Origin of the sequence: Ferrovum myxofaciens (assembly GCF_000735045.1) — a bacterium.
In the GTDB taxonomy this organism is placed as follows: domain Bacteria; phylum Pseudomonadota; class Gammaproteobacteria; order Burkholderiales; family Ferrovaceae; genus Ferrovum; species Ferrovum myxofaciens.
Genome location: NZ_JPOQ01000044.1, coordinates 25,198 through 46,874, shown reverse-complemented (window position 1 = coordinate 46,874; position 21,677 = coordinate 25,198). Strand labels below are relative to the sequence as shown.

At 51.8% G+C, this 21,677-nt stretch carries 19 protein-coding genes; 17 read left to right on the top strand and 2 right to left on the bottom strand.

Translation table 11 applies throughout. From position 1 onward, the window contains the following. Positions 1-93 precede the first annotated feature (93 nt). Together IV91_RS0107340 and IV91_RS0107335 are read right to left on the bottom strand one after the other, a co-directional pair. Positions 94-348 carry an FMN-binding negative transcriptional regulator gene (locus IV91_RS0107340; RefSeq protein WP_031597243.1) on the bottom strand — a complete coding sequence of 85 codons (255 nt, stop codon included), beginning with the start codon at positions 346-348 and terminating at the stop codon, positions 94-96. Positions 349-376: 28 nt separating this feature from the next. Then, positions 377-844, bottom strand: coding sequence for a nuclear transport factor 2 family protein (locus IV91_RS0107335; protein ID WP_031597241.1), 468 nt, complete (start codon positions 842-844; stop codon positions 377-379). Between the two features lie 73 nt (positions 845-917). Between IV91_RS0107335 and IV91_RS0107330 the strand changes: the two genes are divergently transcribed. The 17 genes from IV91_RS0107330 (at position 918) to IV91_RS17870 (ending at position 21,584) form a co-directional block, all read left to right on the top strand. Beyond that, positions 918-1,535 (top strand): TetR/AcrR family transcriptional regulator, encoded by a 618-nt coding sequence (locus IV91_RS0107330; RefSeq protein ID WP_051862277.1) that lies wholly within the window; start codon positions 918-920, stop codon positions 1,533-1,535. Positions 1,536-1,646: 111 nt separating this feature from the next. Then, entirely contained in the window at positions 1,647-2,306 is a 660-nt protein-coding gene (locus tag IV91_RS0107325) for a VirB8/TrbF family protein (protein WP_031597237.1), read from the top strand. A gap of 11 nt (positions 2,307-2,317) precedes the next feature. After that, positions 2,318-3,202: a TrbG/VirB9 family P-type conjugative transfer protein gene (locus tag IV91_RS0107320; protein WP_084189978.1), complete on the top strand. Its 885-nt coding sequence runs from the start codon at positions 2,318-2,320 to the stop codon at positions 3,200-3,202. A gap of 9 nt (positions 3,203-3,211) precedes the next feature. Beyond that, entirely contained in the window at positions 3,212-4,555 is a 1,344-nt protein-coding gene (locus IV91_RS16780) for a TraB/TrbI/VirB10 family type IV secretion system protein (RefSeq protein ID WP_051862271.1), read from the top strand. A gap of 130 nt (positions 4,556-4,685) precedes the next feature. Next, entirely contained in the window at positions 4,686-5,309 is a 624-nt protein-coding gene (locus tag IV91_RS0107310; RefSeq protein ID WP_035417399.1) for a recombinase family protein, read from the top strand. Then, positions 5,306-8,092 carry a class I SAM-dependent DNA methyltransferase gene (locus tag IV91_RS0107305; RefSeq protein ID WP_031597231.1) on the top strand — a complete coding sequence of 929 codons (2,787 nt, stop codon included), beginning with the start codon at positions 5,306-5,308 and terminating at the stop codon, positions 8,090-8,092. Before IV91_RS0107310 ends, IV91_RS0107305 begins: the two co-directional genes overlap by 4 nt. A gap of 17 nt (positions 8,093-8,109) precedes the next feature. After that, positions 8,110-8,844: a hypothetical protein gene (locus IV91_RS0107300; RefSeq protein WP_031597230.1), complete on the top strand. Its 735-nt coding sequence runs from the start codon at positions 8,110-8,112 to the stop codon at positions 8,842-8,844. A gap of 69 nt (positions 8,845-8,913) precedes the next feature. Continuing rightward, on the top strand, positions 8,914-9,975 hold the full coding sequence (locus tag IV91_RS0107295) for a PDDEXK nuclease domain-containing protein (protein WP_031597229.1): 1,062 nt from the start codon (positions 8,914-8,916) through the stop codon (positions 9,973-9,975). Further along, entirely contained in the window at positions 9,972-12,080 is a 2,109-nt protein-coding gene (locus IV91_RS0107290; RefSeq protein WP_031597228.1) for a DEAD/DEAH box helicase, read from the top strand. The genes IV91_RS0107295 and IV91_RS0107290 overlap by 4 nt, the downstream gene beginning before the upstream one ends. After that, entirely contained in the window at positions 12,073-13,302 is a 1,230-nt protein-coding gene (locus tag IV91_RS0107285; protein ID WP_051862269.1) for a GIY-YIG nuclease family protein, read from the top strand. Before IV91_RS0107290 ends, IV91_RS0107285 begins: the two co-directional genes overlap by 8 nt. Positions 13,303-13,569: 267 nt before the next feature. After that, the gene (locus IV91_RS17875) at positions 13,570-13,767 is read left to right on the top strand and encodes a hypothetical protein (RefSeq protein ID WP_150112416.1); all 198 of its coding nucleotides are present in this window, start codon (positions 13,570-13,572) and stop codon (positions 13,765-13,767) included. A 142-nt stretch (positions 13,768-13,909) separates the two neighbouring features. Further along, complete coding sequence (locus IV91_RS0107280) at positions 13,910-14,377, top strand: glycine-rich domain-containing protein (protein WP_051862267.1); 468 nt, start codon at positions 13,910-13,912, stop codon at positions 14,375-14,377. A gap of 129 nt (positions 14,378-14,506) precedes the next feature. Then, the gene (locus tag IV91_RS0107275) at positions 14,507-15,217 is read left to right on the top strand and encodes a class I SAM-dependent methyltransferase (RefSeq protein ID WP_051862265.1); all 711 of its coding nucleotides are present in this window, start codon (positions 14,507-14,509) and stop codon (positions 15,215-15,217) included. Between the two features lie 76 nt (positions 15,218-15,293). Next, positions 15,294-16,115: a TauD/TfdA family dioxygenase gene (locus IV91_RS0107270; protein WP_160171539.1), complete on the top strand. Its 822-nt coding sequence runs from the start codon at positions 15,294-15,296 to the stop codon at positions 16,113-16,115. Continuing rightward, positions 16,115-16,801 carry a hypothetical protein gene (locus IV91_RS16775; RefSeq protein WP_031597218.1) on the top strand — a complete coding sequence of 229 codons (687 nt, stop codon included), beginning with the start codon at positions 16,115-16,117 and terminating at the stop codon, positions 16,799-16,801. The genes IV91_RS0107270 and IV91_RS16775 overlap by 1 nt, the downstream gene beginning before the upstream one ends. Continuing rightward, positions 16,794-21,134, top strand: coding sequence for an excinuclease ABC subunit UvrA (locus IV91_RS0107260; protein ID WP_150112415.1), 4,341 nt, complete (start codon positions 16,794-16,796; stop codon positions 21,132-21,134). Before IV91_RS16775 ends, IV91_RS0107260 begins: the two co-directional genes overlap by 8 nt. Positions 21,135-21,380: 246 nt before the next feature. Next, the gene (locus tag IV91_RS17870; protein ID WP_150112414.1) at positions 21,381-21,584 is read left to right on the top strand and encodes a hypothetical protein; all 204 of its coding nucleotides are present in this window, start codon (positions 21,381-21,383) and stop codon (positions 21,582-21,584) included. Positions 21,585-21,677 lie beyond the last annotated feature (93 nt).

The following is a 21,677-nucleotide window of genomic DNA, read 5'->3' as shown; positions in this document are numbered from 1 at the left end:
GGTGCTCGATCCGTCTTTCGTCCCATTATCTCCCCCCGTCCTTTATGGTTTTGACCAAAATTTCTCTCGATCATTGTACGGGAGGGAATTGTATTACGTAAACCTTTTAATGATATTTACTACTAGAGATTCAATTTTTTGGTTGATATTTTGCCACGCTGGATTGGCGCGGGCCATATGGCCTTGCAAAGTGCCAAAGGGAGTTGGTTCAGGCGTGAGATGGAAGGGGATATGATTGGCCTCCATCCCTGAAGTCGAAAATGTTACCAAAATCCCCAAAGAGTGGGAACGGATCAGTTGATGCAAAACTTCGACGCGGGATTCTTCGAATTGGGATGGGATATACACGATATTTCCTCACGGGGATCAACCAAGACTATAACCCCAACTCGCTCAATCCGGGGTGCCCATCAGGGCGACGCCCCAGGGGCCAGAAGAATTTTCTGTCATTGATCTGGATGGGCAGATCGTTGATGCTGGCCAAGCGGCGCACCATGAACCCCTGCTCATTGAATTGCCAGTTTTCGTTGCCATAGGAACGAAACCAATGACCCGAGTCATCGTGCCACTCATAGGCAAAACGCACAGCCAAGCGATTCCCCGAAAAGGCCCAGAGTTCCTTGATCAAGCGATAGTCCAATTCCCGGGCCCATTTTTGTGTCAGAAACTCGCGCACCTGATCACGCCCGACCGGAAATTCTGCCCGGTTTCGCCATTGCGTATCTTCGGTATACACCAGCGCAACCCTTTCAGGATCACGACTATTCCAGGCATCCTCCGCCAGGCGAACTTTTTGTCTGGCAGACTCTTCCGTGAAGGGAGAAAGGGGTGGTTTTGTTTCCATCAGAGGGCTCCAGTTTTGATATAGACAGGCGAAAGTCTAGTCAATGTAGACAGACTTGTCTACAATCATGGTCATGAAGCCAAAAAACGATAAGCAATCAAAGCCTCCTTTGGGGGCTCGCGACCGCATACTGCAAACCGCACATAGCCTGTTTTATCAGGAAGGCATCCGGGCTACGGGGATCGATCGCATCATTGCCACAGCCGGTGTTACCAAAGTCACTTTCTACCGGCATTTCCCCAGCAAGAACGATCTCATTCTCGCTTTTCTGGAATTCCGGCATCAACTTTGGATGGAATGGTTTTCAGCGGAATTGCAGCGTCATGGTGGGCATCTGGAGGCGCTGATTCCAACTTTAAAAAGCTGGTTTGAGAGTGATGGCTTTCGCGGATGTGCCTTTATCAACAGCACGGGGGAACTGGGAACGGTACTTCCTCAGGTGTTGGAAATGACATGTCATCACAAGCGCGACATGACCGAACTCATTCAAGGATTGTTGCCGCCATCCCCCAACACAGACAGGGATGCACAAGCCATCGCCCTGGCCGTGGATGGGGCCATCATTCATGCGCAGTTTGAGCCATCGCCCGAGACTGCTTTGCAGAATTTTGGTCGAATTCTGGAATTACTCGGAAATGCAGGAAACAACCAGTCTCAGAAACTCTCAAAAGTGGAAAGTATTGGGCGCTGATTGCGCTACTCATGCCTCAAATTTCCCGTCCGGTTTTTTTCGATGAAGTTCCCCCCCTACCGAGTCTCTTCGTAGACCTGCAAGTTGCAGGCTTTATAACGGGAGACAAAAATGGCGTCGGACGCAAAACCCTCAAGCCCATCGAACCCCTACCTGAATGCCAGAAGGGAATGGGATGAACGATACGGAGACCAGATTGCCAGGGCAAAGTCTTGGCGCATGGCAGCATTCTCCAGTCTGGCCGTAGCTGGCATCGCCGTGGTGGGAATCACCATCATTGGCTCACAGAGCAAGATCAAACCCTTTGTGGTGGCCATAGACAAACTGGGTGATCCCATTGCCATGGCACAGCCAGTGACCGGAAGCGCCATTGACCAGCGCATCATCGAGGCCCAGTTGGCCAACTGGGTATGGAATGCCCGAACTGTCATCCCGGATCCGGTTGCACAAAAGAACTTGATCGATAAGGTCTACGCTATGACGAGCTCATCGGCAGCGGCCTATCTGAACCAGTACTACTCCCAGCATTCACCCTTCGGCGACTTCACCGTAAACGCCCAGGTCAACAGCATCCTGCCCATTAGCAAAGACACCTGGCAGATCTCCTGGGAAGAGTCTCGTTATCAAAACGGACAGCCTCAACCAGTCCAGCACTGGAAGGCCAACATTACCACCGGGATCGACCCAAAACTGGGGGAAACCCCACAAGTAAAAATCAACAACCCACTGGGATTATTCATCAGGTCGGTTTCGTGGACACAGGTTATCTAAGGAGAATTCGTATGTCACTCAAGATCAAATCATTCGCCATTCTGGCGATGCTGGCAACCGGTGGAGCCCTTGCCGGACAGACCCCCATGATCACCAGTCAGGATATTTATGAAACTCAGGATCCTGTCCCACTGTCAGATCGGGCGACGCACGAGGCAGCCGATACCTGGCTAAAGTCAGGGACCGCACCGAACCTAGTGGGGACCAACGGAAAGGTCATGTACCCCTATGGTCAGAGTCGCCCCACCATCACCTGTGCTCCCCTCCATGTTTGCGTGATCAACCTCCAGCAGGGCGAACACATCACCAACATCAGTATTGGGGATAGTGTCCGGTGGCTGGTGCAACCCGCCGATGCCGGTGGGCAGCCTGTTCTTGTGGTAAAGCCCACGGTGGCCGGTCTGGTGACCAATCTGGTCGTAACTACCAAAGAAGGTCGGGTGTATTACCTCGGTCTGGTCAGTGATAAAAAATATTATGTCCCGGAAGTGGGGTTCTACGATCCGCAGCAACTGGTGATCACCATACAATCTCAGGCGGTGCAGGATGCCGATGCCAAAAAGAATGTGGTGGCCACGCTCGGGACTGTGGATCCGTCCAAACTGGATTTTGACTACTCATGCAAGTCTGACGATGAGAAAGGAATCAAACCCATACGGGTTTTCGCGGGCAGCGGACACACCTATCTGCAAATGCCCTCTGACATGAAGTACGGTGATGCCCCGGCGGTGTTCAACATGGTCGATGGCAAAAAGACTGAACTGATCAATAGCCGTCTCGTCAACGGATACTTCATCATTGACGGGATGCCCAGACAGTTCAAATTGGCCACCGGAGTTGGGGATGATGCAACCACCACCTGTGAACATAACACCCACAGCGGATTCTGGAATTAAGGGGCGATCATGGGGAACGAACAATTCGACGAAAAACTTCTGAAAGAGGATGTCGCCAAACAGAAGATGACGACTCGCACAGAGCCGAGACCGGCCAGCAAGGGACTGAGTAAATCACTGAAAAAGGTTGCGGTCGGGGCTGCGGCCGCAATTACCGGAGCAATTGTTTTCGGGATCATGACTGCGGGAAATAAAGGATCAAAATCAGAACAGGCAGACACCTTGCAAGCGTCTGATGCAGGTCAGACGAAACCGGCAATCACAACATTTATGCATAATGGATCACGAAAACAAGCCGCCGAGTCTGGCATTCAGACTGTCGATGGAAGCGGTTCGGCAACAGCAGTCCCCAGTCCCGGACCAGATCACATTGCCACTGGGCTCGGGAAGGGTCCCTCCGATCGGGGGTTGGGTAATAGAAACCGGAAAGAACTGACCGAAACTGAAAAGTACCGGAAATGGAAGCAGGAGCGGTATTTCAAATCTCTGGAAGACGCAGACATGGTCGCCCAAAAGGCGCAGGAAGCCAAACCGGTGGCCAGCAACGACAATATGCGCGGGAACGAAGGGAGTGCTGCGGGAGTCCCAGCTGCGGGGCAACAGCCCGGCTTCCTGAGTGTTTCCGATGGGCTGAACAAGTTGCAGGACATGGCGATAGCCAAGGCTGGGGCTCAGGAAACTGGCGCGAATAGCCCCCAAGGGGAAAACAAGGCTTTCATGAAGGACCAGTCGAAAGAGCAGACCGGGTATCTGGCGGATACCGTACACGCGGCGGCTGGCCAGCACGAAATCTTTGCGGGGTCAGTCATCCCAGCGATTATGCTCACCGGTATTGACAGCGATTTGCCGGGGACAATCTCCGCTCAGGTTCGCCAAACCGTCTACGACAGTCTGAACCCTGACATCGTCCTCATCCCGCAGGGGGCTCACCTTGTCGGTCAATACAGTAGCGGTGTCCAGTATGGACAAAAGCGGGTACTGGTGGCCTGGTCACAGTTGATTTTTCCGAATGGATCCACCATTGACCTGCGTGGAATGTCAGGCACTGATGGAGAGGGGCAGGCAGGATTTAATGACCTGGTGGATAACCACTTCCTCAGAATATTCGGTAGCGCTTTTTTGCTCAGTATACTTGGGGTTGGAGCCCAACTGTCCCAACCACAAAATTCGAGCATTCTGATGGCACCGACCGTGGGTCAGCAGGCAGCGGGAGCCATGGCCCAGGAATTGAACATTGTGGGGACTAATCTGATGAACCAGAATCTGAGCATCCAACCCACTCTACAGATCCGGCCTGGCTATGCCTTCAATGTCCTCGTGAACAAAACGATGATCATGCCGAGTTATGAGTGAATAGTGTGGAATTCTCGTGTCCAAAAAACGGTCGTTTACTGGACACGCGCCTTGTGCGCGCTCAATGGCTGCCAAAAGCGCGTCAGTCTGTTAAAATTCTCGTTAATTTTTCAACGTCCGGTAACTGTTCATGAATCAACGAATCGGCTATGCCCGTGTTTCGACCGATGACCAGAACCTGGACTTACAGCGCGATGCTTTGCGCTTGTCGGGGGTTGAGTCCGTTTACGAAGAGGCGGCGAGCGGCAAGACAGCGGCTCGGCAGGAGCTTGGTCATTGTCTGAAGGCGCTGCGAGCGGGCGACACCCTCGTGGTGTGGCGGTTGGATAGGCTAGGGCGTAGTTTGCCGGACCTTGTGCACATCATCGCCGGGTTGGATGAGAAGGGGATTGGCTTCGAGAGCATCACCGAGAAGATCGAGACCTCCAGTGCGGCCGGGAAGTTGATTTTCCATGTGTTTGCAGCGCTGGCAGAGTTCGAGCGCAACCTGATTCGGGAACGCACTCGTGCCGGCTTGGCCGCCGCACGTGCGCGAGGTCGTTCCGGTGGACGCAAACCGAAGCTGGATGCGCGACAGATCAGGGAGATCAAGCGTCTAATGTCTGATCCGACCATCCCTGTTGGCCAGATCGCGGAACGCTACAAAGTCTCACGAACAACCATTTATAAGGTGGCTCCCCGTATTGGCGTTTCGGCTGGTGAGTCTCAGCAGGACGCAAGCGGGATGAAGTCACACAGGCAAGATGCTCCATGAATGCAGTAGAAATCGAAGAAGCAATATCGGATCTGGCCTTTCAGCCCTTTGATGCGGCTGAGTTCCCGTTCGCATTCCTAGCCGCTTTCGGCAATAAGGACACGGCACTCAAGCGCCTGCGTACTGGCAACAACAATGCCTCGGATGTGCCTGGCGGCGTACTCCAGCGCAACAATATCCATATCGCCGTGTGCGATGAAGGCACAGTGGGTGTTTGTCTCAAAGCGTTGCGTGCCAGCCCAGCCACTACGAAAGCCAAGTCCAAGTTCATCCTCGCCACCGACGGGCAGACCCTTGAGGCCGAAGATCTGGCTGGTGGCGAAACCATTGCCTGCGCCTTCCCGGACTTCCCCAACCATTTTGGCTTCTTTCTGCCGCTGGCCGGTATCTCCACCATCAAGGAGATCAAAGACAACCCCGTCGACGTGCGCGCCACCGGGCGCCTGAATAAGTTGTACGTCGAATTGTTGCGCGAAAACCCCGACTGGGCACAGGACTTCCGCCGCGCCGACATGAACCACTTCATGGCCCGGCTGGTGTTCTGCTTTTTTGCCGAGGACACCGACATCTTCAGTGGCGAAGGGCTGTTTACTCACACCATTGAGCAGATGAGCGAACGCGATGGCTCCAACACCCATGAAGTGTTACAAGCCATTTTCCGCGCCATGAACATTAAGGTTGCCGAGCGCGCCAATGCCCAGCCTCGGTTGCCAAACTGGGCCAATGGCTTCCCCTATGTCAATGGCGGCCTATTCTCCGGCAGTACCGATGTGCCGCGCTTTACGCGCATGGCACGCACATATCTGCTGCACACTGGCGGCTTGAACTGGAAACAGATCAACCCGGACATCTTCGGCAGCATGATCCAGGCCGTGGCCGATGACGAAGAACGCGGCGCATTGGGCATGCATTACACCAGCGTGCCCAACATCTTGAAAGTGTTGAACCCATTGTTTTTGGAAGAGCTGCGCGCGCAGTTGACTGAGGCGGCTGATAACGAGCGCAAGCTGCTAAACCTGCGCCGCCGCATGGCGCGCATCCGCGTGTTCGACCCGGCCTGCGGTTCGGGCAACTTCCTGGTCATCGCCTACAAGCAAATGCGCGAGATCGAGGCAGAAATCAACCTCCGCCGAAGAGAATCGCATCTGGGCAGCGAGATTCCGTTGACTAATTTCCGGGGCATCGAACTGCGCGACTTTCCGGCGGAGATTGCCCGCTTAGCACTTATCATTGCCGAATTCCAGTGCGATGTGCTGTATCGCGGGCAAAAGGATGCACTGGCGGAGTTCTTGCCGCTGAATGCGCAGAACTGGATCGTCTGCGGTAATGCGCTGCGGCTAGATTGGTTGAGCATCTGCCCGCCCACGGGTACGGGCGTGAGATTTCTTGCCGATGATTTATTCAGCACACCACTTGATCAGACGGAAATCGACTTCGCGAATGAAGGTGGCGAGACGTTCATTTGCGGCAATCCGCCATATATTGGGGACAAGAAGCAAAATGAAGAACAAAGAGACGATTTGCATAGCATCTTTGGCCATCGCTGTAGTCAATGGAAGTCACTCGACTATGTATCAGGCTGGTTCATAAAGGCCAATGATTACGCCAAAAAAACAGAATCCGCTAGTGCTTTTGTTTCGACAAATAGCATCTGTCAAGGGCAGCAGGTTTCAATTTTATGGCCGTTAATATTTGCTGCCGGAAGAGCCATCCGTTTTGCTTACACAAGCTTCAAATGGTCTAATTTGGCCAGTCATAATGCTGGTGTCACGGTTGTAGTTATCGGGCTGGCAGATCAATCGATAAAAAATAAGAAGATTTTCCAAGAAGGAACAGATGGTCAGATTTCTGTTAGAGATTGCGAAAATATAAACGCATATCTGCTTGCCGGTCAAAATATCGAAGTTGTTAAATCGAGGCAGCCAATATCTTGTATATCCACAATGACGTTAGGAAACGTTCCGTACGATGGCGGTAATCTATTAATCGATTCATGTGATCTTGATAAGCTGGGATTAAATCAATACCAAAGAAATAAATTCGTAAAACGATTTTATGGTTCTGCTGAATTTATTCGTGGCATAGAACGCTATTGTTTATGGATCGAAGATAGCGACCTCGAAGAAGCATTGCGTATTCCAACAATTGCAGAGCGCATAAACGGTGTTCGCCAGATGCGTTTAGCATCAACGGATGCTGGAACAAATGCGTTAGCTGCTAAGCCTCATCAAATGCGCGAGATGAACATAGGCCAAGTTCAAACCATCGTTGTGCCGCGCGTAAGTTCTGAAAACAGGCCCTACCTGCCTGTTGGATTAGCAGATCGAAATACGGTTATCGGCGATAAAAATTATGCAATTTATGACGGCCCACTTTGGAATATGGTGCTTATTGCATCACGTTTGCACTGGGTTTGGATTGGGACAGTTTGCGTTCGATTAAGGACAGACTTTTCCTACGCAAGCACTATAGGCTGGAACACCTTTCCCGTGCCGCTGCTTACCGAGCAAAACAAGGCTGACCTGACCACCTGCGCCGAGAACATCCTGCTGGCGCGCGAGGCGCATTTCCCCGCCACCATCGCCGACCTGTACGACCCGGACAACATGCCGGACAACCTGCGCCACGCCCACGAGCGCAACGACGAAGTGCTGGAGTGCATCTACATTGGTCGCCGTTTCAAGAACGACACCGAGCGGCTGGAAAAACTGTTTGATCTGTATACCAAGATGACGGCGGCAGTTAAGGCTGCGCCGGAAGCAAAACAGAGAAAAACGAAGTGAGAGTTTTGGGATTTCAGATGTGGGAGCCTTTTCGCAAAAATCTGATAGCGGAACATCGATTTTATATTGAGCAAGCACGCAAACGCCTGTTGTCCCAGTTTGAAAACATAGGCGCTGAAGCCGACAGAGCCGCCGAAGAACATTTGGCCAAGATGTCGGTTCGTTTTAACCCCAATATTCATGATGGCTCGGAATTCTACGAGACAGCGCATGATAAGGTTATCGAATTCTATCAGCTGTTGAGTGACATGCATGAGACTACTCGCCTGAGTGTGATTGCTGGAATGTTCCACCAGTGGGACAAAAAACTTAGGGATTGGATCGTGCGAGAGATGCATCACTGGCATCATGGAGAAAATGCAGCTAGGTCTATCTGGAAAGCTGAGGTCCCAGAGATTATGAGGCTTCTTGTGGCGTTTGGCTTCAATGTGAAGTCGCTTCCTTCCTATGAGCGGCTGGACGCAATGCGTCTTGTGGTCAATGTATTCAAACACGGCAATGGTCGATCATTCGATGAACTGAAAGAATCGTTTCCGGAGTTCATCTCTAATCCGCTTGGCGGAGATGGTGATTGTCAGTTCTTATTTCATTATTTGGACCATACCGACATGAAGGTAACGGATGCGCATCTGGATCAGTTTTCTGAAGCAATTTTGGATTTCTGGAAAGATGTTCCGAAAGAAATCTTTTTATCCGAAGAGTTGAATACTCCGAAGTGGTTTGAGAAAGAGTTCCAAAAAGATTTGGGCTGAGGCGTGACCCAGACAATAATTAACGAAGTCACCATGTCGTTGGTGATTTTCACCAAGAGAGCGTAGATCATGAGTGATAGTCCCATCAGTCTGAACCAACCCCCCGAGGGCTATGCCGATTGGTTGGTTGACCTAAAAACCCGCATCCACACCGCTCAGCAGAGTGCCACGCTGGCGGTCAACCGTGAACTGGTACTGTTGTACTGGCACATCGGGTGCGATATTCTGGCGCGGCAGGCTGCACAGGGATGGGGGGCAAAGGTGACCGAGCGTCTGGCGCATGATTTGCGCGCTGCTTTTCCCGAAATGAAAGGATTTTCGCCGCGCAATCTTAAGTACATGCGGGCATTTGCCGAAGCGTGGACTGATGCCGAATTTGTGCAACAGGCTGTTGCACAATTGCCATGGGGCCACAATTTGGTCCTGCTGGACAGGTTAAACACAGAGGCAGAACGCCGCTGGTACATCGCAAGGACCCTTGAGCACAACTGGTCGCGCAATATCCTGGGGATGCAGATCGAAACCCGCCTGCTGGAGCGTAGTGGAAAGGCGGTTACCAACTTCTCGGCCAGTTTGCCTAAACCGCAATCTGATCTAGCCCGAGAGTCGGTGAAAGACCCATATCGTTTCGACTTTCTGGGTCTGACCAACGAGGCGCAGGAGCGCGAGATCGAAAACGCCTTAGTGAAGCATGTCACCGAGTTCCTGCTGGAGTTGGGCGCGGGCTTTGCGTTCGTCGGGCGGCAGGTGCTGCTGGATGTGGGCGGTGACGAGTTTTTCATCGATCTGCTGTTCTATCACCTGAAATTGCGCTGCTATGTGGTCATTGAACTCAAGGGAGGCAAGTTCAAACCCGAACACTTGGGCCAGTTGGGTTTTTACCTGACTTCCGTGGATCGTCAGGTAAAAAGCGAGCAGGACAACCCAACCATTGGGCTATTGCTCTGCAAGAGCAAAAACAAGATCGTGGCCGAATATGCCTTGGGCGATAAGACCCAGCCCATGGGGATTGCCGAATATAAGTTGCTCGAATCCCTGCCTGCCGAACTACAAACCAGCCTGCCCAGCATCGAACAGATTGAGCGCGAACTGGCGGACAGCAGCGCATTCACGGAGAACGATCCAGAATGATGAACCCTACCAACGTCTATACCGTGCCTTCGGTGTCCATCACTACGGCACGCACCGGTGCATCCAGCAAGGCCAACGAACTTGGGATGCGCGCCATGCAGGAACGCGCTTACGCCAAGCGCGGCGAACAGTATTTGCTGATCAAATCGCCACCTGCATCGGGCAAATCCCGCGCATTGATGTTCATCGCGCTGGACAAGCTCAATAATCAGGGTTTGCGGCAGGCCATTATCGTGGTGCCGGAGCGTTCCATTGGTGGTAGTTTTGCCGGTGAACCTCTGAGTCAGTATGGTTTCTATTGGGATTGGCAGGTAGCCCCGCAGTGGAACCTGTGCAATGCCCCTGGCGTGGACGAGCCACGCGTGGCCAAATCCAAGGTGGACGCAGTGCGCAAATTTTTAACAAGTACCGACAAGGTGCTGGTCTGCACCCACGCCACCTTTCGCTTTGCAGTGGAAGAGTTGGGCATCGAAGCGTTCGACAACTGCCTGATCGCTATTGACGAGTTCCATCATGTCTCCAGTAGCCCGGATAACAAGCTGGGTAGTCAGTTGGGCGCGTTTATCGCCCGCGACAAGGTGCATATGGTAGCCATGACCGGCTCCTACTTCCGTGGCGACAGTGAAGCTGTGTTGGCCCCGGCTGATGAAGCCAGATTCGATACGGTCACTTACACCTACTACGAGCAACTCAACGGCTATGTCTGGCTCAAGTCGCTGGACATCGGCTATTTCTTCTACACGGGTCGTTATGTTGATGCCATCGCCAAGGTGTTGAACCCGGAGTTGAAAACTATCGTCCACATTCCCAGTGTCAATTCGCGCGAAAGCTTGCAAGACAAGGAGCGCGAAGTCAATGAGATCATGAGCGCACTGGGAGATTGGTATGGGGTTGACCCGGCCACAGGCTTCCATCTGGTAAAGGCAAAGGATGGACGTATCTTGAAGTTGGCCGATCTCGTTGATGACAGCGATGCAGTCAGGCGTTCCCGCGTGTTGGCTGCGCTGAAAGACCCGGCGCATAAAGACAACCGCGACCACGTCGATGTCATCATCGCTCTGGGCATGGCGAAGGAAGGCTTTGACTGGATCTGGTGCGAACACGCACTGACCGTTGGCTATCGTAGCAGCTTGACTGAGATCGTTCAGATTATTGGCCGTGCCACCCGTGATGCCGTGGGCAAGGAACGGGCGCGCTTCACTAACCTGATCGCCGAACCAGCGGCCGAGCAAATCGCTGTGGCCGAGGCTGTAAACGATATGCTCAAGGCCATATCCGCCAGCTTATTGATGGAACAGGTGCTGGCTCCGCGCTATGAATTCACCCCGAAGGACGCCGGACCGAAGGAAGGCTTTGACTATGGTCCCGAAGGCTATCAACTAGGCCGCACTAACATGGGCGTGAATGAACGCACTGGCCAGTACCACGTGGAAATCAACGGCCTGACAGCACCGCAAAGCCCAGAGGCTACGCGCATCTGCAAAGAAGACTTGAACGAGGTGGTCACGAGTTTTCTACAGGACAAATCCGTGCTGGAGCGCGGCCTGTTCGACAAGGAAAACACCTTGCCAGAAGAGCTGACCCAGTTACACATGGGCAAGATCGTGCGCGAGCGTTACCCAGGCCTGAGCGAAGCCGACCAAGAGGCCATTCGTCAGCACGCCATCGCCGCCATGAACATTACCCAACAGGCCAAACTGGCGTTAGCCCAAGTTGATGCCAACGGTAGCGATTCTACGCAAGGCAGTACGGCTTTATTGGATGGGGTGCGCAAATTCGTCAATGTGCGTGACTTGGACATCGACCTGATAGACCGCATCAACCCTTTCGATGCCGCCTACGCGGTACTGGCGAAAACGATGGATGAAAAATCATTGCGCCAGGTACAGGCTAGCATTGCAGCCAAGAAGGTGAGCATTCCCGAAGACGAAGCCCGCGAGCTGGCAAAACGTGCCTTGCAGTTCAAGAACGAGCGTGGCCGCCTACCCGACATCAATTCTGCCGATGCATGGGAAAAGCGCATGGCTGAAGGCGTGGCCGCATTGGCGCGTTACCGTGCACAGGCCAAGGCGGCACAGGCTCAGGGGGTGTCCGGCAATGGCTGAGATGAACGATGACGAACTGCTGGATGCGCTGGGGGTAGAAGTAGTTTCTCTCAACCTCTCCAGCCACACCCCGCGCGAGGAACGTATCATCGCTGGTTTCGAAGACATCCTGCGCTTCCATCAAACCTATGATCGCGTCCCGCTGCATGGCGAAGGCCGTGACATCTTCGAACGCTTGTATGCCGTGCGCCTGGACCAACTGCGTAAGTTGCCTGAAGCACACACCCTGCTGGCCGGACTGGATGGCCCCGGTCTGTTATCTGGCACGGCAACGACTCCGACAGATGTGAATGACATGGACGAAGACGCTCTGCTGGCCGAACTCGGTATTGGTGATGAACCTGCCGACCAGAACGACATCACTGTGTTGCGTCATGTCCGCTCTACCATTGATAAGCGTGCGGCGGAAGAAATCGCCGACCGCACGCCTTGTGCAGATTTTGACAAATTCCAACCACTGTTTGAACAGGTGGAGCGTGAGTTAAAGGCGGGCCTGCGCAAAACATTGCGCTTTGGGCGCGATGCAAGCATTGCCAATGGAAACTACTTTATCGTTGGTGGACAACTCGCTTATGTGGCTGAAATAGGTGAAATGATCAAGACCCAGAGTGGACATGACGATGCGCGCTTGCGAGTGATTTATAGCAATGGCACGGAAAGCAATTTGTTACTCCGTTCGCTACAGCGTGCGCTATACAAGGACGACACAGGCCGCCGCCTGACCGATCCAAACTTGGGGCCACTGTTTGGTGATGCGCCAGAACCAGACGACATCGAAACCGGAACCATCTATGTGCTGCGCAGCCTGTCCAGCCACCCATTCGTCGCCGAACACCGTGAACTGATCCACAAAATCGGTGTGACCGGCGGCAAGGTGGAAATCCGCATCGCAAGCGCGGAAAAGGATGCTACCTATCTGTTGGCTGATGTGGAGGTAGTCGCTACCTACAAACTGCACAACATAAACCGCATCAAGTTGGAAAATATTTTCCACCGATTATTTAGTGCAGTACAACTCGACTTGACCATCGAAGATCGCTTTGGGCAACCGGTCAAGCCAAGGGAGTGGTTTCTGGTACCGCTCCACGTGATTGACGAAGCGGTTCAGCGCATTCGGAATGGGTCGATCACCGATGTGGTCTACGACCTAAAGAGTGCACGACTGACCGGGTCGGCCAAACTCGGCAGCGGGGGACAGATCGAAAATATAAACAAAAAGTAAGCGATAACTGAGCAGCGTTATATTTTCACAGAAGGATTTTCTCCATACCCCCCGGTTTTGACAGGGGAGAAAGGGTGGTGAATCATTCCGAGAGATCAGGCTCATTACCGCGCGGATTATTGTGGGATTTGGTCGATGGAATAATCAGGGTCCTAACAGATGGTCTGCCGCATGGGGAGAAATTCGTCCCAAATGCAAAAAAACAGCGATTGATCACCGACCGGGCACCAGAATAACGGCGAATAGCCGGAATCATGGATTCGGTAATTGGCAGCTACCGCCTCTTTGCTGCTGGATGAACTGTCTTTGGTACAGAGGCGGGTTTCTGAGTTGAGCGGTTACTTGGCACGCCCATCCACCGACAGGAGGTCGGCCATTTCGCCAGTTCGCTTGCCAACGTCTTTCGGTCAGCAACGCATCGGCTACCAGACGCTCAATCGCCAACTAAGACGAAAAGCAGTGTGATATATTATCAAAGCGTAGATGGCTATATCAATGGGAGCGGCGTGGTTGAGCACACCTATCAAATACTTGCCTTTTGAATATCTGACCGATTTGCGCACTATTCCAAAACGTACTGAAGCTTTTCAAGGAAAGGATAATTGCCATGATGGTTACCAAGAATGTTTGTGCCCAGGACATTGCTACTCAAAATATGGCCATGGCGGACACGATATGGCAGCGTGTCGATAAAATCGATCTGACAGACGTCAGAAAAAAGTTGATGTTGGATGGTTCGGCACAATGGACGTTGGAAGCGGTGAAGCAGGCAGAGTCCTTTTATCGCCACTTTTTGGTGTTACATGCCTTGCATCCGAATGAAGACCTTGTTCCCACCAAACAGATTGATGAGTTTTGGCATCAGCACATTCTGGATACCCGCAGCTATGAGCAAGACTGCGAATTTTTGTTTGGACGTTTTCTCCATCACGATCCGTATTTTGGCATCAACGGCGACGATGATCGTCTGCGCAACAAACAGGCTTTCACTTGGACGCAGGCGCTTTGGCAATCCACCTTTGGCGAGCCTTTGCTCGGTGAGGCTAATCCCTGCAAATCCACTGACTGCCGTTAACATTGAGCAGGGTGGCGCATCACAGGATGGTTTTACTTGATGTGCCGTTATAAATGCGCAGGGCAAGAAGTGTTTGCCCTATCCAAATTGTAAAATTGGCACAGCCTACCACCTGACAGGGAGAATGTCATGGAGTTGTATGAGGCTAGTCAGCGTGGCTATAAACACAAAAACCTCATTTTCTGGATGGCGATGATCAAATCGCTGTCACGTCCTCTTGATAAACAAGACATTGTTCTGGACTTTGGTTGTGGCAGCGGCCTGTTTCTACAGTTGCTTTATGAATGCAGTCCGTATGGTAGTGGTTATGGAATTGATCTTGATGCAGCCGCCATTTCTCAGGCCAATCAATATTTGCAACAACGCACCGAATTCCCGATAGCCTATCTACAAACAAGTGCTGAAAAATTATTGCAAACACTGCCGCAGTTGAGATTTGATGTGATTTTTTCCCAAGAGGTCTTCTGGATGAATGAAGACCTTCTGTCCATCGCCGAATCTTTGTTAGCTTTGTTAAAACCTGGCGGTCGGTGCTATTGCACCATTGGTTGTCATGCAGTAAATCCCGTTTGGCCTTTCCGGCAGAACCGGATTCTGGACGAAGGCTTGAAATCCCATACCCATCATCTGGATGACATTGCGCGTATCTTTTCCAATGTCGGGTTTGCTGTGGGCATGAGGCGTTTGCCGCTGGATGGGTTCGTGATGTTTCATCCGCAGGCCACGACGTTGAATGCAGGATCTTTTACGCAACTGGTTTCGAGTATATACGACCACAAGATGCTATTTTACTTTGGTAAAACAGGACAGGTGGCAGAACCCGAAAACATTCACGACTGATATGACCGTTTTAATTCTTGAACCCGATGTGCAGGATGATTTAAGACACGCATTGTCCCTCTTGCCCGAAACGCGTGTGGATACCAAAGACGATGCTGACTTGAAGCGTGCATTGAACACGCTACCAACAGCGCTGTTGACACAGCTTAATCCTGTTTTTGAATCCACCATGCAGGTTTTGCGGGACAACGCTTACGTGCAGCTTCGGGGCTTCCCTCTTGGCGCGGATGCCCGTTCGATTCTGCTGATTGGCCATGCACTGGGTACGGTATTTTCTGATTTGAGCCACCAATTCGCTCTGGTGAACGAGGCAATGCCAAGTCTAAATGCGCGCTTGCAGGGTAATCAAACGGAGCCACTTTTCTTACACACTGATTTCGCCATGCTTAACCAGCCACCGGCCTGTACCATAATCCAGTGTGTGGAGCCGGATCCGTTAGGCGCACCTTTTGGCGAAAATGGCGTGGCCGTGGCACGCCACATCATCTCACAGTATTACGGAACAGAAAGGCTGGCCTTAGTATTAAATACCCTGCTGCCCTTTGCAGGGAAAAAACCGGATGGCAGCAATGTGCTGACTATGCGTCCGATTATGGAAATTCTTCCTGATGGTGAGCCTCGGGTGTGTTTTCATCCGTCACGAATCCATTATGGATTCCGTATGCGCAACGAAAAACCACTGCCACTAGAAACCGAGGCACTCATTGTTTTTCAAGAGATGGCTCAGCGTGTTCGTCTCGGTTTGCCGCAGACCAGTGGCGATATTCTTATTGTAAACAACCATGCAGCGCTTCATGACAGAGCATTATGCAGTCTCTCCTTATCAAAAAACGGCTTGCGCGCGCGAATCTCACGCATCCTTTTTGTGCAGGATTTCAAAGAGAATGTAGGTTGGTGATGAACAAAAAGGAAATTATATGGGCGGCACACAGCCGAGGACTGCATGATGGATTCATCAATTTCTGGATGGGTATGCTTGACGATGTACTCGAGGATTCTACGCAGGAGCGGCGTGTCTTTGAATACGGGGCGATGAATGCCCGGTTTCTCGAATTTCTTGAGATTGCGCTTGTTGTCAAAGAAGGAAAAGGCATTGTGATGCAAGCGGATGATCGGGAGCAACACCATGTCTGGTCTCGCGGCGTGGGACAGAATTTGTCATTCACCACTGAATCAAAAGTTGCGGCCGTACAAAACTTTGATATTGGGTTTTCGCAGGAAATTTTCAGTTTGATGCCCGATCTTACAGAACATGCACGCCGTATTTGGAATATGCTCTCACCTACAGGGGTTTATTACGCAACATTTGGTTGGCACAAAGACAACCCTTGCAGTGCTAGGCAAGCAGCGTTGCGGCAACGTAAAGACCAGCCTTTTTATTCATACACACTTGATGAGGTGGTTGAAGTCTTTCATGGCAAAGGTTTTGAAGTGGGAGTGAAGCGTCTGACGTTGCCGTATTTCATGATTTACGATCCGCAGGTCACGCCTGCGCGTTATGGCAGTGTGGGCGATATGATCAGTTGCCTTCAGGATCATAAAATTTTATTTTCCTTTCGCAAATGGGAAAATGCTCATGAATGATATGGCCATCCGTGTGAGTCACGCTGTTCAGAACAATTTGAAAGACATCTCGGTAGAGATACCTTTCGGACAACTGGTCTGCATTACTGGCGTATCCGGCTCGGGCAAATCAACATTTGTGGAGCACTGTATTGGCGAAATAGCACAGCATCGCCATCTGGCACTGTCTGGTAAAAATCTACCTCACCTATATAAAGAGACGTCCTTCAGCGCCGAAGTACCTTTTGTATCTTTAATCAAGCAGGGTGTATTGGCGACTTCCGACCGTTCTGTTGTGGGTACGGCGCTAGGCATCATACAAAAACTGAGAGAGATTATTGTTCCCTGTGCGGAAATACGTGATGTTCAAGGACGAGTAATTGGACCTTTGAACGCCCATACTCTGGTGCAGTGGTGTCAACAGCAACACCCTGAAGCCAGGCTGTCTTTGGCTGTGTGCCTAGAACACATGGTGCTTGGGGCGGCATCCCGTCACATCAAACCGGCACTGGCAATCTTTCCTGAGTGCCGGATTCAGGTGACTGATGCAGAAACTCCATATGAATATGGCGATGTGCAGACTGCAGAAAAATACCTAGGCAGTGTGTTTCGCAAACACAAGGATATTTATGCAGTTCTGCCCGACCTTTCAGCTTGCCACGGGGGGCAACTGGGAGCCGCATTCGACAGTGCTACGGAAAGCTATCCTGGTCACGACTTGATTCTGGTGGTGGAAAACCAATCGCAAATTGAAGTAATTAACCTTGCCCATGCTTTGCTTAGACCCCGAGAACTACAGGTGTATTGCAAGCCATCCGAGACCTTGCTGTCATTCAATTCACATTCGCAGATTTCTGGGCAGTGTCCTGTTTGCAAAGGCATAGGCAGACAAATTTCCATTTTGCGTGAAGCGGTTTTTTTGGAAAACGAAATGCCGATTACCGGCGGCGGTTTGGGTCTTATTTTCAATCAAAAAACTGATGAATATCTCTATTTTCCAGCATTATGTGATGAAATTCGGGGGGTGTTAAGCACAAAAGGTGAAAAGCTGAATGCGACTTGGGAGCAACTTCAGTTTGCTACACAGGAAATACTGACAATGGGTTCGGCTGAGGCTTTTCAACCACTTAATGTTGAGGGTAAGGAGAAAGGAAAAAGGAAACCTTTCTCGGGAATCACTCAGCGCATTCAGGGCAAGCTCAATGGCAGTTCGGGTGCAGCACAAGGGCTGCACCATTTGCGCCATGAACATGCTTGTTCGGCCTGTGGCGGCACCCGCCTAAACCAGGCCGCGCGGGCTGTCTATTTTGCCGGACGCTCCTACCCTGAGTTAATCAATTTAACCCTGTTCGAGATGCAGGATTGGTTGCATGGCTTGTTGGAAAAGAAGGCATTTCAAGCTGCTGACTCTGTGATTTCTGCGTTGTTGAAAGTGTGCCGCAGTTGCGTTGATGTGGGCTTGGGGCATCTACAATTGAGTCGGGCAACAAACACGCTCAGCGGGGGCGAAGGGCAGCGTTTGCGTATTGCCCGTGATTTGTGGGCTAGGCTGGATCATGCCTGCTATGTGATAGACGAACCCACACGAGGATTGCATACCCAGGATGTTCTCGGCGTATTCCGAGCCCTTGACAAACTACGCACACCGCAAAATTGCGTTTTACTGGTAGAACATAATCCAGCTTTGGTTTCCCATGCTGACCGCGTGATCGAACTGGGGCCACAAGGTGGTGCGGGCGGTGGTGAGGTGCTTTATGACGGTCCGCCAGCGGGCTGCTCATTGCTGGACAACTTTCTTGCCCCTTCGCTGCTTGCTGAAATAGGTGAGTCAACGGGCTGGATTGTGGTTAAGAAAGCCAACTTGCGCATAGTGCTTGATCAGTCGTTCAGGCTGCCATTGGGCCAGATGACTTGTTTTACCGGCGTTTCCGGCTCTGGAAAGACCACGGTGGTGGCGGGCGTGTTGCTACCTGCACTGGAATTGTTGCAAAACGGTCTGGGACGTGTGGTGTCACAAACAGGCGAAGTGGTTTGTGAGGGTGTTGAATCATTTCGGCTCGTCTATCTTTCGCAATCGCCACTTGGCGGAAGCTACCGGTCGCGTGTCTTGACTCATCTAGGTTTGGGGGACTTGTTCCGGGACTGGTTTTGCGAGACCTCCGGTGCGGTTGGAAGTGGTGTTACTGCCTCCCATTTTTCTTCCAACACCCTAGAAGGTCAGTGTGCGACCTGTGAGGGGCGCGGACGTGTGCGGCAGGGTGCCGCCAATGACGAAGTATGTCCCAGTTGTTGTGGCAGCGGCTTCAACCCGGAAGCCGGTTTTTTTCGTGCGCATGAGTGGAGCATCACGGAGTGGATGGATTGCAGTTTTTCAGAGTTGGGGCACAGACAAGAATTGCCCGCAATCATTTGTTATGCGGCGGCGCGCGCCGAAGAGCTTGGCTTGGGGCATTTGACGCTGGGAAGGCCCGTGCCAAGCCTGAGTGGCGGCGAGTGTCAGCGGTTGCGCATAGTCAAGGCACTGCTTGATGCAGGCGGCCATAGAAATACTGAAGTTCAGCAACACTTGGTGGTGGTAATGGATGAGCCTTCGGCTGGGCTGCATCGTAGGGATGTGCAGCATTTAATCATGGCTCTGAAGAATAACATCACCGATAAGGGGCATACACTTCTGCTGATTGAGCACAATTTGCAATTAACAGGCCACGCAGACTGGATAGTGGACATTGGCCCAGGTAGTGCGGCTCAGGGGGGAAAGGTAATGTTTTCAGGCAGCCTAGGGGATTTTCTGCAATCCGGACTCAAAGTCTCACCAACTTATCTGGCACTAAAGGGGCTGCTTGCCAGTGAGTTTCATCACGCCCCTCATTATGCTCAATTGTTGACCCATCCGAGTGGTGTCTTAGCGCAGCAGGAATCTGTTGCTAGATTCAGACAATATCTTCAAGGAAAAAGCGAGGATTTGGATAATGACGTTGTCATGAATCAGGTTGTTGCGCCAGCCTATTCATTTGAGGCGAGTACCTTGTCCTCCCGGACTTTCGCCCGTACCACCCAATTGGATACCGGGTTGTTCCAGATGTTTGCAGCAGAATCAGGCTGTACTCGGCATCCGATTATGCCGAGCATTGAGGAATTGAAAAACCAGGCATTGGATTTGTTACAGGCCGGGTGGCGTATTGGCTGGTTTCCATCTCCTGCCGGGTATGAAGTCGCCACTTGGTCAGACGTAGTGGAAAATATCAAAACACACATAAAGTGCAGGGAAGGGATATGGTTTGATGGTCAGCGCATATGCGCTAAACCTCCCTATGTACGGCAGTCCCTCAAATTGGATAGCCTGCGCTTGTTATTGTCATCAAATCTGGCACCTGCCGAGGCGGTGAATCAGGCGCTTGCCCTCGGTAAAGGCTGGGTGTCTCTGGTGTGTGTCGAAACGGGTGAAGTACGGGATTTATCCATGCGGGCCATTGATTACAAGAAATTGCGTCTGGGTGCACGCTGGCAAATTCCTCAAATATTTGATGCTGCTGCGCCACTTCATGCCTGTCCTCTATGTCATGGCAAAGGATTTATTGAATCCGTTGACCAAAATCTCATATTTAAGGACAAGAGGAAACCTCTGGACAGCGACGACCTGTTTCACCCCTATGCGCTCGAAGTCCTCAAGCTGGATCGTCGCCAAGTCCTGCTACCTGCTGCCAGATGGCTCAAAGAGTCGGCCTTGACAGACCTGACTGTTCCCTTGAATATTATGGAGCCTGAAGTGGCTGCTGCATTCTGGTTCGGCTACCCTTATAAGGCCTTTTTAAAAAAAGGGGGGCGCAAGCATGTGACGGGTGACTGGGTTTGCTGGCGGGGCATTAACCAATCGGTGTTGTTGAATATGTGGAAATGCTCATCCCGACAATGGGCTGAAAAAGTCAATGTCTCACGATCTGCAATACTTTGTCCTGAGTGTGAATGCAGTGGCCTAGGTTGGGAAGCGCGACAAAGGGTGCTTGCCGGTGTTTCCATGCAGGACATTTATCTTCACTATACAGCCAGACAATTACAACTATGGCTGAGGCAGTTACACCTGAAGACCGGGAAAGGCAGGAAGATTCAGCAGGCACTTGGATTGCTGATAGACCATATGATTGAAACAGTTGGATGTGATTTCAGGCTGTTTGAGCAATTAATTCACCTTCCTGAACGGGTGCAAATGGCAGCTCTGTGCCGCTACCTGCATCACAACGCCCTGATCAATACCACTATATATTTGCACGCTCCTGCCGGATTGACTGACAGTCAGATCAAAGAAATGATTGGCAAATCTGCTGTTTCAGCATTGATGAAACTTGTGTTGGTTTAGCGCCTGAATTTAACTCCGTCCGGATTTGCATGCGTACTATCAGTTTGGATTGAATCGCTGCTGCTTTCGTAAGCACGTCCGAGGGCTGCTTTGCAAGTTGGAGCGGACGGTGTTTTGAATAGAGTTGAACGTCGGCAAGGCCGAGCAGTGTGAATTGGCCTTCAGGCAGGTTCCGAAGTACAGCAGCCGTTCAAATGACAGCGCAGTTGGGTGGACGTGTGACCGCAATCAGGTTCTCTGCTGTCGGTGCCCTTCGCAATTCCACAGACGGCTACCGCCTCATTGCTGACGGATGAACAGTCATGGGTTCAAAGGCAGGTATCCGAGTTGAGCGGACGCTTGGCGCGTCAACCCACGGACTGGAGGTCGGCCATTCCGGTCTTTGGGCCTGAGCCGAACGAACGACAACGATCTGACAGTCAGCAGACCGTGGTACCGCCAAGCCGTTGAGGGTGAGTTTCCCCACCTAATGAACTCATACACTCGACCCTGCGCTGTCCGCAGATCCGATTTCTGCCGCTGTAACCTCAACGAGCAATGCGT